The 13052-nt window shown below is 72.4% G+C and carries 13 protein-coding genes; 8 read left to right on the top strand and 5 right to left on the bottom strand.

Annotated features, from left to right (window positions below; all coding sequences use genetic code 11):
• Positions 1–45 precede the first annotated feature (45 nt).
• Complete coding sequence (locus J4H91_RS07755) at positions 46–513, top strand: acyl-CoA thioesterase (protein ID WP_208045690.1); 468 nt, start codon at positions 46–48, stop codon at positions 511–513.
• A 67-nt stretch (positions 514–580) separates the two neighbouring features.
• Here J4H91_RS07755 and J4H91_RS07750 read toward each other — a convergent pair whose 3' ends face one another.
• The 3 genes from J4H91_RS07750 to J4H91_RS07740 form a co-directional block, all read right to left on the bottom strand.
• The gene (locus J4H91_RS07750) at positions 581–1099 is read right to left on the bottom strand and encodes an RNA polymerase sigma factor (protein WP_208045689.1); all 519 of its coding nucleotides are present in this window, start codon (positions 1097–1099) and stop codon (positions 581–583) included.
• Positions 1096–2103, bottom strand: a complete 1008-nt coding sequence (locus J4H91_RS07745) for a hypothetical protein (protein WP_208045688.1) — start codon at positions 2101–2103, stop codon at positions 1096–1098. Before J4H91_RS07745 ends, J4H91_RS07750 begins: the two co-directional genes overlap by 4 nt.
• Positions 2104–2192: 89 nt before the next feature.
• Entirely contained in the window at positions 2193–3071 is an 879-nt protein-coding gene (locus J4H91_RS07740; protein ID WP_208045687.1) for an acyl-CoA thioesterase, read from the bottom strand.
• Positions 3072–3183: 112 nt separating this feature from the next.
• On the opposite strand from J4H91_RS07740, the gene J4H91_RS07735 reads away from it, so the two are divergent.
• The 5 genes from J4H91_RS07735 to J4H91_RS07715 all read left to right on the top strand — a co-directional run bounded on the left by J4H91_RS07735 (position 3184) and on the right by J4H91_RS07715 (position 8261).
• Positions 3184–3855 (top strand): DUF8185 domain-containing protein, encoded by a 672-nt coding sequence (locus J4H91_RS07735; RefSeq protein ID WP_208045686.1) that lies wholly within the window; start codon positions 3184–3186, stop codon positions 3853–3855.
• Positions 3856–3885: 30 nt separating this feature from the next.
• Complete coding sequence (gene rpoZ, locus J4H91_RS07730; protein WP_208045685.1) at positions 3886–4140, top strand: DNA-directed RNA polymerase subunit omega; 255 nt, start codon at positions 3886–3888, stop codon at positions 4138–4140.
• Positions 4141–4238: 98 nt separating this feature from the next.
• Positions 4239–5432, top strand: a complete 1194-nt coding sequence (metK, locus tag J4H91_RS07725) for a methionine adenosyltransferase (protein WP_208045746.1) — start codon at positions 4239–4241, stop codon at positions 5430–5432.
• Positions 5433–5442: 10 nt separating this feature from the next.
• Positions 5443–7644, top strand: a complete 2202-nt coding sequence (locus J4H91_RS07720; RefSeq protein ID WP_341783476.1) for a primosomal protein N' family DNA-binding protein — start codon at positions 5443–5445, stop codon at positions 7642–7644.
• Positions 7645–7799: 155 nt separating this feature from the next.
• Entirely contained in the window at positions 7800–8261 is a 462-nt protein-coding gene (locus J4H91_RS07715; RefSeq protein ID WP_208045684.1) for an Hsp20/alpha crystallin family protein, read from the top strand.
• Positions 8262–8348: 87 nt separating this feature from the next.
• Here the strand turns inward: J4H91_RS07715 and J4H91_RS07710 are convergent, their stop codons facing one another.
• A complete protein-coding gene (locus tag J4H91_RS07710; protein ID WP_208045683.1) occupies positions 8349–8975 on the bottom strand; it encodes a LysE family transporter in 627 nt (208 codons plus the stop codon).
• Positions 8976–9067: 92 nt separating this feature from the next.
• Entirely contained in the window at positions 9068–10276 is a 1209-nt protein-coding gene (gene trpB, locus J4H91_RS07705) for a tryptophan synthase subunit beta (RefSeq protein WP_208045682.1), read from the bottom strand.
• 274 nt (positions 10277–10550) lie between these two features.
• Between trpB and J4H91_RS07700 the strand changes: the two genes are divergently transcribed.
• Entirely contained in the window at positions 10551–11468 is a 918-nt protein-coding gene (locus tag J4H91_RS07700) for a methionyl-tRNA formyltransferase (protein ID WP_208045681.1), read from the top strand.
• Positions 11465–13033 carry an RsmB/NOP family class I SAM-dependent RNA methyltransferase gene (locus J4H91_RS07695; RefSeq protein ID WP_341783475.1) on the top strand — a complete coding sequence of 523 codons (1569 nt, stop codon included), beginning with the start codon at positions 11465–11467 and terminating at the stop codon, positions 13031–13033. The genes J4H91_RS07700 and J4H91_RS07695 overlap by 4 nt, the downstream gene beginning before the upstream one ends.
• The last annotated feature ends 19 nt before the right edge of the window (positions 13034–13052 follow it).

Here is a 13052-nt window from a genome sequence, read left to right as displayed (position 1 = left end):
AGGCCGGTTGGAAACACACAGCCCCGCAGGGCCGATTGGAGCATCATGGCCCGCACCCACATCGACCTCGAGCTCCGCTGGGGCGACCAGGACGCATACGGCCACGTCAACAACGTGGCCTACGCGCGCTTCCTCGAGGAGGCGCGCGTGCGCACCTTCTGGCTGGGGTCGGGGCGCGAGCGCACCGGCATGGAGCGGCACTTCAGGGAGGATGCGCCCGGCGGCCAGAAGATGCTCGTCGCGGGGCAGCAGATCGAGTTCCTCAGGGTGCTCGAGTACTCGGAGCGGCCGATCACCATCGAGCTGTGGATCGGCAAGCTCGGGGGCTCGAGCCTCGAGGTGCACTACGAGATCATCGACGGTTCGGCGGCAGAGCGCACGGTGGTCGCGCGCGCGATCACGACGGTGGTGACCGTCGACGGCCAGACCCTGCGGCCGTCACGGTTGTCTCCCGAGGGGCGCGCGTCGGTCGAGCCGTGGATGGACGAGCCGCTGCAGCTGCGCCGCGGCTGAGGCATCCTCCGGCGAGGGATCGGGGCGAGGGATCCCGGGGCGGACGCCGGAATCCCTCTCCCCGCTCTCAGGAGAGTTCGGAGCGCAGGCGCTGCCGCAGGCGCGAGTAGCGCTTCCTCGCTGCTCCCGACGACAAGCCGAGCACCGCGCCTGCCTCCGCCACGCCGAGCCCCTCCCACGCGACGAGCAGCAGCAGCTCGCGGTCGCGGTCGGGCAGGCGCGAGAGCGCGGCGCTGAGTTCCGGGTGCGGATCGTGCGAGGGCGGCTCGACGAGCCTCATCTCGCCGCGCAGTCGCTCCGACAGCTCGGTGCGGCGCACCCTGCCGCGCCGCGCCCGCAGCAGCACCTTGCGGGCGACGCCGTAGGCGTACCTGCGCAGCTCCTCCGTGGCCTCCGGGAGCCGGGATGCCTTGCCGAGCAGCACGACGAGCGTGTCGGCTGCGGCATCCGCGGCGTCGTCGGCGTCGCCGAGGCGCCGCAGGAAGTAGCCGGTGAGCTCCGGCAGGAGCCCGGCGAGCAGGCGCTCGCGTGCGGTGGGCGCCGTGCCGGCGAGCGCGGTGGCGGTGAACGTCGTCTCGGTGCTCATCCCTCGCCTCCCGCGGCCGGATCGAGACGCGCGCTCGGGAGCGGGTCGGGGTGCCCGGCCGCCGCGGCGATCTCGCGCAGCGCTCGCTCGTGATCCCTCCACCACTGCGACCCCGGAGTCGTATCGGTCTCGTCGGAGATCTCCGCGATTCCCGCGTGGATCTCGTCGTTGACGGCGGTGCGATCCCTGCCGTCCCAGAGTTCCCGCAGCGCCGCTTGCGTGGGGCTCAGCCCCGCGATCACCTCATCGACGTCGATGCGCTCGCCGGTCATCGCGTCGATCGGGTTCTCCTCGAGCCATACGAGCGGGTCGACGACCTCCTGCTGCAGCAGTGCCTGTGCAGCGTCGCGGCGCACCGCGGGATCGTCGGAGGCGATGCGCGCGATATAGCTCCACATGACGAAGCGGATGCCTCCGCCGTCGGTCGCGACGAAGGTCGGCCAGTCGGGCGCCTCCGCGAGCACGGCGAGAGCCGTATCGCGGCGCGCGTCGTCCCCGACCCGGTCCGCCTCGATCCACTCGCGCAGCCAGGCGAGCCAGATCTCCCGCTCGTAGACGGACACGATGCCGATGCGCTGCATCTCGGCGTTCTCTCCGCCGAAGCTGCGTTCGAACTGGCCCGCGACGGCGACGATCGTGCTCTCCCAGTCGATCGACTCCGGCACGGGCAGCTCGCGCGGCGCGGCGCTCGCGATGTCGCCGTCGAGATCTTCGGCGCCGAGATCGATCCACTCATCGCCCGCGAGCTCCTCGGTCATGCCCGGCGCGCCTACGCGCCCCGTCTGGGCCTCGAAGAGCCGGATCGCGACGGCCGTGGTCGGCACCGCGAGCGCGCCGGTGAGGGCGAGCGCGCCTGCGATCATCCAGGCTCGCTTCCGGCCGCGCCGGCGGGAGGGCGCCGCGGCCTCGCGCACGAGGGCGCGGGCGGCGGCCGGGTCGATCAGGGGTGTCGGGTCGGCGAGCGCCGCGAGGCGTCGATCGAGTTCGTCGTCCGGGATTGACATGGGGTCCTCCGATCGCGGGTCACCCTGTACCTGCCGTTCGCGGGCGAAACGTGACGGATTCGGACGGATTCCGCGAGAACCGGTCCGACTCAGGCCGAAGCGCCGGGGTCGGGGACGTGGATCATGCTCTCCTGCGCGACGCTCGCGACCAGGGATCCCGATCGGTCGTAGAAGCGCCCCTGCGCGAGGCCGCGCGCGCCCTGCGCGGTCGGCGACTCGAGCTCGTAGAGCAGCCAGTCGTCGATGCGGAAGGGGCGGTGGAACCACATGGCGTGATCGAGGCTCGCACCCCGGAACCCCGGCGTCGCCCACGGCACGCCGTGCGCGCGCAGCACGGGCTCGAGCAGCAGGTAGTCGCTCGCGAAGGCGAGCGCCGCCGTGTGCAGCGCGTGCTCGTCGGGCAGGGTGTCGCGCGAGCGCATCCACACGAGCTGCCGGTTCGTGCGTTCGGCGACCGACAGGATGATGTCGGATTCGACGTAGCGGAAATCGAAGGGCCGGTTCAGCACCCACGACGCCCGGCCGCCGGCGGCGAGATGACCGTACTTCTCCCAGACGCTGGGCAGGCTCTCGGGGTCGGGGAGGTTCGAGAGATCCCTCGCCTCCTGATGCTCGACCCCGGTGTCGGCGTCCTGGTAGGAGGCGATCAGCGACATGAGCGCCTCGCCGTTCTGGAAGGCCTGAGCGCGGCGGGTGGAGAAGGATCGTCCGTCGTGCAGGCGCGACACCTCGAAGGTCATCCGCTCCTCGCTGTCACCCGGCCGCAGGAAGTAGCCGTGCATCGAGTGGATCTCGCGGCCAGCCGGCAGGGTGGTCGCTGCGGCGGCGAGCGCTTGGCCGAGCACCTGACCGCCGAAGGCGCGGCCGTGAGGCGTCGGCATCGCGGGGCCGGTGAGGATGTCGTCGGTCGTGCGGGCGCCCGAGTCGATGACCGAGAGCATCTCGATGAGGTCCGGAGCGGTCGTCATGGTTCCTCCTCCACTGGTCCGCGGCCGTGCGTGCCGCCTCTCCGTTCAGCCTATCGGGAGAGGTGACCGCATGGCCGGAAGTAGGCGGCCCGTGACGCTAGGCTGTTGGGCGATGCCAGCCACCCTGATCCTCGCCGACGCCGCGACCCGCGACGACCTGCGCACCATGCTGCAGCGGCTCGAGCGCTCGGGCCGGCCCGAGGTGCGCCTCGTCACGCGGGGGAGCGCGCTCGCGGTGTACGGATGCACGCAGGCTCCGCGAGGGATCACGGATGGCTTGCCCGTGGTGCTCGTGATGCGCGCGTTCGCCCTCGCCGACGAGACGCGTGAGCCGATCGACGCGACCGTGCAGACCCGGGCGCTGCTCGACAGGCTCGCTCGGCTCGGCTTCGCCGGTCGCGAGCTGGAACTGCCGGACGTGCCCGCCATGGCGGCCTGGTCCGGAGTGCTGCCCCCGGTCGAGGGCTGGCGGCCGCTCGGCACGATCTCGGCGGAATCGCTGGGCGCGGTCGCGGCGGAGGGCATCGCGAGGGTCGCGGCGGCGCTGCCCGAGCAGCCGGGAGAGGCGGTCGTGCACCGGGTGCGGAGCGAGGTCTGGGGCGCGGAGATCGCGCCGGGCGTTCCTGCGGCGGCGGCGTTCGCGGCGGAGGCGCTCGGTTTTCTCGGTGAGGAGCCGTTGCGGATGGCCGGATCCCTCACCTGGACGCGGCTGACCTCGGAGCGGGGGCACGTTCTGGTGCGGCAGGCTTCCGGTCGGATCGCTATCCCGGCCGGTCTCGGCTAGAATATTGAGGTCAACCGGAGGAGAGTTTCCATGGCCAATGTGAACGGCATCATCGACCCGCCCATCGACGACCTGCTCGAGAAGGTGGATTCGAAGTACGCCCTCGTGACCTTCGCGTCGCAGCGGGCCCGTCAGATCAACGACTACTACACCGATCTGCACGACGGCAACCTCTTCGACAACGTCGGCCCGCTCGTCGACTCGTCGGTGGACGACAAGCCGCTGTCGATCGCGCTGCATGAGATCGTCGAGGGCAAGATCGTCATGACGAGGCGCGGCGAGTAGTCGCACTCCGTCATCTTGTCGGTGGCGTCGGATACCCTGAAACGGGTCCGGCGCCATCGGCGTTTCCGGGACCAACCATCGCCATCCACCCAGGGAGTATCGTGCCGCTGCGCCAGTTCACCTCCGAGTCCGTCACCGAGGGTCACCCCGACAAGATCTGCGACCGGATCTCCGACTCTATCCTCGACGCCATGCTCGAGCAGGATCCGGGAGCGCGCGTCGCCGTCGAGACCCTCGTGACCACCGGCCTCGTGCACGTCGCGGGCGAGGTCTCGACCTCGGGCTACGTCGAGATCCCGCAGATCGTGCGCGGCGCGCTCCGTGCGATCGGCTACACGAGCTCCGACATGGGCTTCGACGCCTCCTCCTGCGGCGTCTCGGTGTCGATCGGCCAGCAGTCGCCCGACATCGCGGGCGGCGTGGACCGCTCGTTCGAAGTGCGCGAGGGCGGCGATGTCGACGAGCTCAACCGTCAGGGTGCGGGCGACCAGGGCATCATGTTCGGCTTCGCGACCGACGAGACGCCCGAGCTGCACCCGCTGCCGAGCTGGATCGCCCACCGGCTCGCCGAGCGCCTGACCGAGGTGCGCAAGAGCGGGCGCCTGCCCGAGCTGCGCCCCGACGGCAAGACGCAGGTGACCATCGGCTACGACGGGGATCGCGCCGCGACCGTCGAGGCCGTCGTGCTGTCGACGCAGCACAGCGCCGACATCTCGCAGACCGCGCTGCGCGAGGCCGTCACGCGCGAGGTGATCCGCCCCGTGCTCGACCGCGTCGAGCTCGCGAGCGACGGCGCCGAGCTCTTCATCAACCCGGCCGGCCCCTTCGTCGTCGGCGGCCCGATGGGCGACGCGGGCCTCACCGGCCGCAAGATCATCATCGACACCTACGGCGGCGCGAGCCGCCACGGCGGCGGCGCGTTCAGTGGCAAGGATCCGTCGAAGGTCGACCGTTCCGCCGCCTACGCCATGCGCTGGGTCGCGAAGCACGTGGTGCGCGCGGGCCTGGCGAAGCGCGCGGAGCTGCAGGTCGCATACGCGATCGGCGTCGCCGCCCCCGTGGGCCTCTACGTCGAGACCTTCGGCACCGAGAGCGTTCCCCGTGAGCGCATCGAGGCCGCCGTGCGCGAGGTGTTCGACCTGCGCCCGCTCGCGATCATTCGTGATCTCGATCTGCTGCGCCCGATCTACGCGCAGACCAGCGCCTACGGACACTTCGGCCGCGAGCTGCCCGACTTCACCTGGGAGGCGACGCCCCGCGTCGCCGAGCTGCAGGCCGCTGCGGGCCTGTAGCGGGTCAGCGGTGAGCCCGGCGAGCGCCTTCGAGCGGGCGGAGGCCCCGAACGGCCGACCCGTCGCGCGCGTGCTGCTCGACTCGGCCCTGCCGCAGCTCGACCACCTCTTCGACTACGCCGTTCCGGACGAGCTCGCCGAGGTGCTGCGGGTCGGCCAGCGCGTGCGCGTGCCCTTCCGCTCGAAGGATCGCAAGAACTTTGGCTACATCGTCGAGTTCGCCGAGCGCAGCGAGTTCTCGGGATCCCTCGCCCCGATCGCCGACACGGTCGGCACGGTGCCCATGCTGACGCCCGAGATCTGGCGGCTCGCGCGCGCCGTGTCGGATCGGGCGGGCGGCTCGGCGGGCGACATCCTGCGGCTCGCGATCCCGACCCGCCAGGTGCGCGTCGAGAAGCAGCACCTGGCCGCCTCGGCAGCCGATGCCGAGGCCGTTCGGCCCGCCGGTGCCGGGCCCGAGGGCGGCGGCTCCGCGGGCGAGGGATCCGAGGGCGGCGGCTCCGCGGGCGAGGGATCCGAGGGCGAGGGATCCGCGGGTGACGTTTCCGAGGGCGATGCGACCGGTCTGCCCGGAACCGGGGGGCTGGAGGCGCCGGCCGGCACCCCCGAGGCGGCGATCGCGGCCGAGCTCGTGACGGGCGCGCGGCTCGCTCATCTCGCGTCTCACGGACCGGAGCGGCTCGAGACGGGGGAGTGGGTCGGCGGTTGGGCCGCGCAGCTCGCGAAGATCGCCCTCGCCGTCTTCGAACTGGGACGCAGTGCGATCCTCGTGGTTCCCGACTACCGCGACCTCGACCAGCTGCGCGACGCGCTCGCGGCGCTCGGTCACGAGGAGACCATCCGCGTCGACTCCCGGCAGTCGAACGCGGAGCGCTACGCCGGTTTCCTGCGCGCCCTCGACGCCGAGCCGCGCATCATCCTCGGCAACCGCTCGGCGGTGTATGCGCCGGCGCACCGGCTCGGCGCGATCATCGTCTGGGACGACGGCGACCCGCTGCTCGCGGAGCCCCTCGCGCCGTACGTGCACGCGCGGGACGCGGCGCTCGTGCGCGCGTCGCTGCGCGGCGAGGCCCCGCTGGTCGACGAAGGAGACGAGGGGGCCCCCCGGCCGGGCCTGCTCTTCGCCTCGCACGCGCGCAGTGCCGAGGTGCAGCGGCTCGTCGAGATCGGCTACGTGCGATCGCAGCTCAATCCGCCCAGGCGCACGCGGGTGATCCACGCCGACTCCTCCATGACCCCCGACGCCTTCGCGGGGCGGGTGCCCGAATACGCCGCGCGCACGATCCGCGAGGGTCTGCGCAGCGGCCCCGTGCTCGTGCAGGTGGCGACGCCCGGCTACGCCCCCGTCGCGGTGTGCGTCGAGTGCGGCGACCTCGCGCGATGCGCGGCCTGCGCGGGCCCCATCGGCTTCAGGGTCGTCGGCCGCGCCTCCTGCCGCTGGTGCGGCGAGTACGCCGCCGACTGGCGCTGCCCCACCTGCGACGGTCGCCGCATGGAGGAGCGCGGTATGGGCTCGGCTCGCACGGTCGAGCAGTTCGAGCGCCAGTTCGAGGGGGCTCGCGTCATCCTCAGCGACGGCGAGCACCCGCGCGAGCGCATCGACGCCCGCCCGGCCCTCGTCGTCGCGACGCGGGGAGCCGAGCCGCTCGCGGCAGGCGGTTACCGCGCGGTCGTGCTGCTCGACGCCGAGCGACTGCTCGGACTCGAGAGCCTGCGCGCCGGCGAGGACTGCCTGCGGTGGTGGGAGAACGCCGCCGCCCTCGCGGCCCCCGACGGGCGCTGCCTGATGGCCTCGGGGGGCGGCCCGGTGGTGCAGGCCTTCGTGCTGGGGCAGACGGAGCAGTGGCTGCGGGGAGAGCTGAGGGATCGCCAGGCGCTGCGATACCCGCCAGCCGTGCGGGTCGCGAGCGTGAGCGGCGGGCCCGCCGAGGTCGAGCGGGCGCTCGCGCAGCTCGACGGGCTCAGCGGCGTGGACCGGCTCGGACCGACGCCGATCCCTCCCGGAGGTCCCGCGAACACGCCGCGGGGGCTGGTCCGCGCGATCGTGCGCTTCGACTATGCGCGCGGCGACGAGGTCGCCCGCAGGCTGCGCGGCGCGCTCGTGGCCGATGCCGCCGGATCCTCGGCCCGGTCCCGCGGGCGGCAGCCGGGCCGCGCGCGCCCCGAGGCGCTACGACTCCGCTTCGACGACCGCGGCGTCTTCGACGGGTGAGGGATTGTCGCTCTCACCGGGTGTTTGCCCTCGGCGAACAGGACTTTTCGCGCATTGGCACTCTCTGGTCGAGAGTGCTAATCTATGGGCAGGTTGAGTCGAAGCGACTCAGCTTTTCCTCCTCAGTATTCGCGATCAGACGAAAGGTGAGAACGATGGCCAACTACTTCCCGATGCGCGATGTCGAACGCCTCGCCGACGCGCTGTTCGAGGCACCGTTGCGCGGCCCGCGCCAGATGCCGATGGATCTGTACCGCGACGGCGATCACTACATCCTCTCGGCCGACCTTCCCGGCATCGACCCGGGCTCGGTCGACGTCGATGTCGACGGCCAGCTGCTGACCATCCGCGCCGAGCGCACGCTGCCGAACGCCGAGAACGTGAAGTGGATCACCCGTGAGCGCACCTCGGGCAGCTTCCTGCGCCAGCTCAGCCTCGGCCAGGGCATCGACACCGACCGCATCTCCGCGAATTACGAGAACGGCGTGCTCAGCGTCATGATCCCCGTGAGCGAGCGGGCCAAGCCGCGCAAGGTCGCCGTGACCACGGGCGGTGTCGCGGAGGGCACGATCGAGGCTGACGCCCCGCAGGCGCAGCTCGAGAACTCGAACGCGTAGCGGTTCCGCGCGGCGCTGCCGCGGCGGAACAGAGCGGCGGAGGCGACTGCACCGATCGATCGGTGCGGCCGCCTCCGCCGCGCGGCGTCAGTGCGCGAAGGCGAGCAGCGCCGCCACCGCGATGAACAGCGCGCCGAACACCGAGTTCAGCGTGCGCTTGCCCCGCGGCGTGCGCGTGGCGCGCCGGAACGGGCGCGCGGCCACCGCGAAGAAGAACCACATCACCGCGATATCGACGGCGATCATCGTCGAGATGAACACGAGGTACTGCGGCAGCTGCGGCTGATCGAGCCGGATGAACTGCGGCATGAACGCCAGGAAGAAGACGATCGCCTTCGGGTTCAGCAGGTTCACCCAGAAGCCGCGACGCAGCATCGACCATGCGCTCTCCTGCGCCAGCTCGGGGGAATCGGCCGAGTCGTCCTCGCCGCCGCGGGCGAGGACGAGCCGCACCCCGAGGTAGACCAGGTAGGCCGCACCGGCGTAGCGCACGATCGAGAACAGCACGGGGGAGCGCGAGACGACGAGCCCGACTCCGGCCGCGACGATCACCACGTGCACGATGAGGGCGGTCTGCTGCCCGAGGATGCCCCAGAAGGAGCGCCGCCACCCCTGGCTGAGCGCGTTCGACATGGTGTTGATCGCGCCCGCGCCCGGCGTGAAGCTGATGACCACGCAGGCCGCGAGCAGCGAGAGCCAGACGGGAAGAGTCACCGGATCATTCTAGGGTGCGGGCGGGCGAGCGATCGGCCGTGCGGGGGATCCGTGAGGGATCCGCCGTACGGCCCCGCCACCCCGGCGAGGACCTATGCCCTCCGCAGCCGCTCCGCCACGAAGTCGACGTCCTTGTCGCCGCGCCCCGAGAGGTTGGCGATGACGATCGACTCGGGCGAGAGCGTCGGTGCGAGCTTCACGACGTGCGCGATCGCGTGCGACGACTCGAGCGCGGGAATGATGCCCTCCGTCCGGGTGAGCAGCTGGAAGGCGTCGAGCGCCTCGTCGTCGGTGACCGACACGTACTCGGCGCGGCCGATCTGCTCGAGATGGGCGTGCTGCGGTCCCACGCCGGGGTAGTCGATCCCCGAGCCGATCGAGTGCACGGGCGCGGGCTCCCCGCTCTCGTCGAACAGCACCTTGGTGTGCATACCGTGCAGGTCGCCGACCCTGCCGAGCGTCATCGTCGCCGCGTGCCGCTCGGTGCCGAGGCCCTCGCCCGCGGGCTCGACGCCGATGATCCGGACGGAGTCGTCGGGCAGGAAGGCATCGAAGAGGCCCATGGCGTTCGAGCCGCCGCCGACGCAGGCGACGAGCGCGTCGGGCAGGCGCCCCTCGGCCTCGAGGATCTGCGCACGCGCCTCGCGGCCCACGACCGACTGGAAGTCGCGCACCATCGTGGGGAACGGGTGCGGGCCGACCACCGAGCCGATCGCGAAGAGGTACTCGTCGGGCGCCGCCGCGTAGACCTCGAACGCCGAGTCGACGGCCTCCTTCAGCGAGCGCCCGCCGCGCTCGACCGGCACGACCTTCGCGCCGAGCAGTTCCATGCGCACCACGTTCGGGTGCTGCTTCTCCACGTCGATCGCGCCCATGTGGATCTCGCAGTCGAGGCCGACGAGGGCAGCGGCTGTCGCGAGGGCGACGCCGTGCTGGCCGGCTCCGGTCTCGGCGATGACCTTCTTCTTGCCCATGCGCTTGGCGAGCAGCGCCTCGCCGAGCGTGTGGTTGATCTTGTGGGCGCCGGTGTGGTTGAGATCCTCGCGCTTCAGGTAGACCTTCGCGCCGCCGAGCTCACGGGTGAGGTTCTCGGCGAAGTAGAGCAGCGAGGGCCGGCCCACGTACTTCGAGAGCAGCGACTGCAGCTCCTCCTCGAAGGCGGGGTCCTGCCTGGCCGCCTCGTAGGCCGCGGCGACCTCGGCCATCGGGCCGGCGAGGAAGGGAGGCAGGATCGCGCCTCCGAACTCGCCGAAGTAGCCGTTCTCGTCAGCGCGGTAGACGGAGGTCTGGGTGTCGTTCATGTGCGTGGTTCCTTTGCTTCATTGCGCCACTCGAAGACGAAAAAACACCGCCGGCGAGGGGCGGTGTCGTGTGCTGCATGCGCGCGCGTCAGTGGAACCGCCGTCAGGCGGTCCACCACTGATTCGCGATACGCATGCGGCGAGTGTAGCAGTCGGCGAGGGATCCCGTCAGCCGACGCGGGAGCGGCCGGTGCGCGGGCGGGAAGCATCGTGCAGAAGCAGAGGGGCGGAGCGCGGCCCGGCGCGGTGCACGATCCCTGCGAGAATGGACCCCATGCGCATCGTCTTCGCCGGTACCCCCGAGTTCGCCGTGCCCAGCCTCCACGCCCTCGCGGACGCGGGGCACGACATCGTCGGCGTCATCACGCGCGAGGACGCGCCGGTGGGACGCAAGCGGGTGCTCACGCCGTCGCCCGTCGCGCGCGCCGCGGAGGAACGCGGCCTTTCGGTGCTCAAGGCCAACCGGCTCGACGACGTCGCGACCGAGTGGGTGCGGGGCCTGGACGCCGAACTCGGCGCGATCGTCGCCTACGGCGGTCTCGTGCGCGAGCCCCTGCTGTCGCTGCCGCTGCACGGCTGGATCAACCTGCACTTCTCGGAGCTGCCCGCCTGGCGCGGTGCGGCTCCCGTGCAGCGCGCCCTCGAGGCGGGGGAGCAGCGGCTCGGCGTGACGGTCTTCCGTCTGGTGGAGGCGCTCGACGCGGGCGACGTGCTGACCCGCGATGCGAAGCGCTTCCCCGAGGGCACGACGGCCGGGGAGGCGCTGAGCGAGCTCGCGAGCTACGGCACCGATGCGCTCGTCGAGGCGGTCGCGATGCTCGCGAGGGATCCCTCAGCGGGAGAGCCCCAGCGCGGCGAGGCTGGATACGCGCGCAAGCTCGCGCGCGAGGACGGCAGGCTCGATCTCGGCGGGTCGACGGCCGAGGTGCTCGCCAAGTGGGCCGGCATGACGCCCGAGCCCGGTGCCTTCGCCCGCTTCGAGGGGCAGCCGCTCAAGATCCACGAGATGCGACGATCCGACGAGCCGGCGGGCGAGGGATCCCCGGGCACGGCGACCCTGGTCGCGGGTCGGGCGGTGCTGGCCCTCTCCGACGGGGCGCTCGAACTCGTGCGCGTGCAGCCCGCGGGCAAGCCGGCGATGGACGGTGCGGCATGGTTGCGCGGCCGCGGCGGAGAGGCGGTGCTCTCGTGAGCGCGCGCGAGGCCGGGGACGGGCGCGGCGGTCGGGGCCGTGGTGACCAGGGCGGCGGTCGGGGCCGCGGTGGGCAGGGAGGCCGGGCGCGGGAAGGCTCAGGCTCGTTCCGTCCCGGCCGCGAGCCGCGGACGAGGGATCGCGCGCCGCGCGCCCGCATCTCGTCCGCGCGACTCGTCGCGTACGACGTGCTGCGCGACGTCGAGGACCGCGACGCCTACGCGAACCTGGCACTGCCCGCCCGTATTCGAGAGGCGCGCCTCGACGCTCGCGATGCGGCTCTGGCGACGGAGCTCGCGGCGGGATCCCTGCGCGGTCGCGGTCGCTACGATCGCATCATCGAGCTCGCGGCCGGGCGGGGGATCGACGACATCGACCCGCGAACCCGCAATGTGCTGCGTCTCGGCGCGCACCAGCTGCTCGGCATGCGCACGGCGTCGCATGCGGCGGTGAACGAGAGCGTGGAGCTGCAGCGCCGGGTCGGCAACGAGAAGGCGGCGGGTTTCGTCAACGGGGTGCTGCGCGCCGTGGGGCGTTCCTCGAACGAGGAGTGGGACGAGTGGATCGAGCAGTCGGCGGCGAACGCCGACGCCGCGCTCGCCGCGCGCACCTCGCACCCCGCCTGGGTGCTCCGCGCGCTGCGGGCGGCACTGATCGCCGAGGGGCGCGAGAACGAGCTGGAGCAGCTGCTCGTCGCAGACAATGCGTCTCCGCGGGTCAGTCTGGCGGTGCTGCCGGGAGGCGACGCGAGCCCGTCGGAGGTCGCCGAGGCGCTGCGGGAGGCCGGATTCGAGGCCCGGAGCTCCGGTCTCTCCCCGGTCGGCGTGGAGCTCGCGGGCGGAGATCCGGGGCGCGCGATCGCGGCCGCGGGCGCCGCGGAGGGCTTCGTGCGCGTGCAGGATCAGGGATCGCAGCTCGCCGCGCTCGCGCTCAGTCGCTGCAGGCCCGTGCACGCGGACGAGCGCTGGCTCGACCTCTGCGCCGGACCGGGCGGCAAGTCGGCGCTGCTCGGCGCCGAGGCGTTGCGCGGCGGCGCGTATCTCAGGGCCAACGAGGTGTCGGAGCACCGCGCGGAGCTCGTGCGCGGCTCCGTCGCCCCGGTCTCGGGCGCGGTGGAGGTGGTGTGCCACGACGGCAGGGATCCCGGCGCATTCGGCGATGAGGGATCCGAGCGGGTGCGCTTCGACCGCATCCTCGTCGACGCGCCGTGCTCGGGGCTCGGGGCGCTGCGGCGCCGGCCGGAGGCGCGCTGGCGCAAGCAGCCCTCGGACCTGCCCGCGCTCACGGCCCTGCAGGAGGAGCTGCTCGACGCCGCCGTCGCGCACCTTGCGGTCGACGGCGTGCTCGCCTACGTCACCTGCTCGCCGCACCTCGCCGAGACCCGGGTGACGGTCGACCGCCTGCTGCGGCGGCACCCGGAGCTCGGCGAGCTCGACGCGCGGTCGGCCCTTCGCGACATCGTCGGCCGGGATCCCGGTTTCGCCGGCGACGCGCCGAGCGCACAGCTCTGGCCCCACCGTCACGGCACCGACGCGATGTTCATCGCGCTGTTCGAGCGTCGCTGAGGTCGGGGCCCGCGGAACC

This window comes from Leucobacter ruminantium (genome assembly GCF_017565705.1).
In the GTDB taxonomy this organism is placed as follows: Bacteria; Actinomycetota; Actinomycetes; order Actinomycetales; family Microbacteriaceae; genus Leucobacter; species Leucobacter ruminantium.
The sequence above is the reverse complement of the archived record's forward strand: the minus strand, read 5'-3'. Positions and strand labels throughout refer to the sequence as shown.

Bases quoted from the DNA above. Each gene is read 5' to 3' on its own strand.
- J4H91_RS07755 (WP_208045690.1), top strand. From the start codon at position 46: ATGGCCCGCACCCACATCGACCTCGAGCTCCGCTGGGGCGACCAGGAC.
- J4H91_RS07750 (WP_208045689.1), bottom strand. From the start codon at position 1,099: ATGAGCACCGAGACGACGTTCACCGCCACCGCGCTCGCCGGCACGGCG.
- J4H91_RS07745 (WP_208045688.1), bottom strand. From the start codon at position 2,103: ATGTCAATCCCGGACGACGAACTCGATCGACGCCTCGCGGCGCTCGCC.
- J4H91_RS07740 (WP_208045687.1), bottom strand. From the start codon at position 3,071: ATGACGACCGCTCCGGACCTCATCGAGATGCTCTCGGTCATCGACTCG.
- J4H91_RS07735 (WP_208045686.1), top strand. From the start codon at position 3,184: ATGCCAGCCACCCTGATCCTCGCCGACGCCGCGACCCGCGACGACCTG.
- rpoZ (WP_208045685.1), top strand. From the start codon at position 3,886: ATGGCCAATGTGAACGGCATCATCGACCCGCCCATCGACGACCTGCTC.
- J4H91_RS07715 (WP_208045684.1), top strand. From the start codon at position 7,800: ATGGCCAACTACTTCCCGATGCGCGATGTCGAACGCCTCGCCGACGCG.
- trpB (WP_208045682.1), bottom strand. From the start codon at position 10,276: ATGAACGACACCCAGACCTCCGTCTACCGCGCTGACGAGAACGGCTAC.
- J4H91_RS07700 (WP_208045681.1), top strand. From the start codon at position 10,551: ATGCGCATCGTCTTCGCCGGTACCCCCGAGTTCGCCGTGCCCAGCCTC.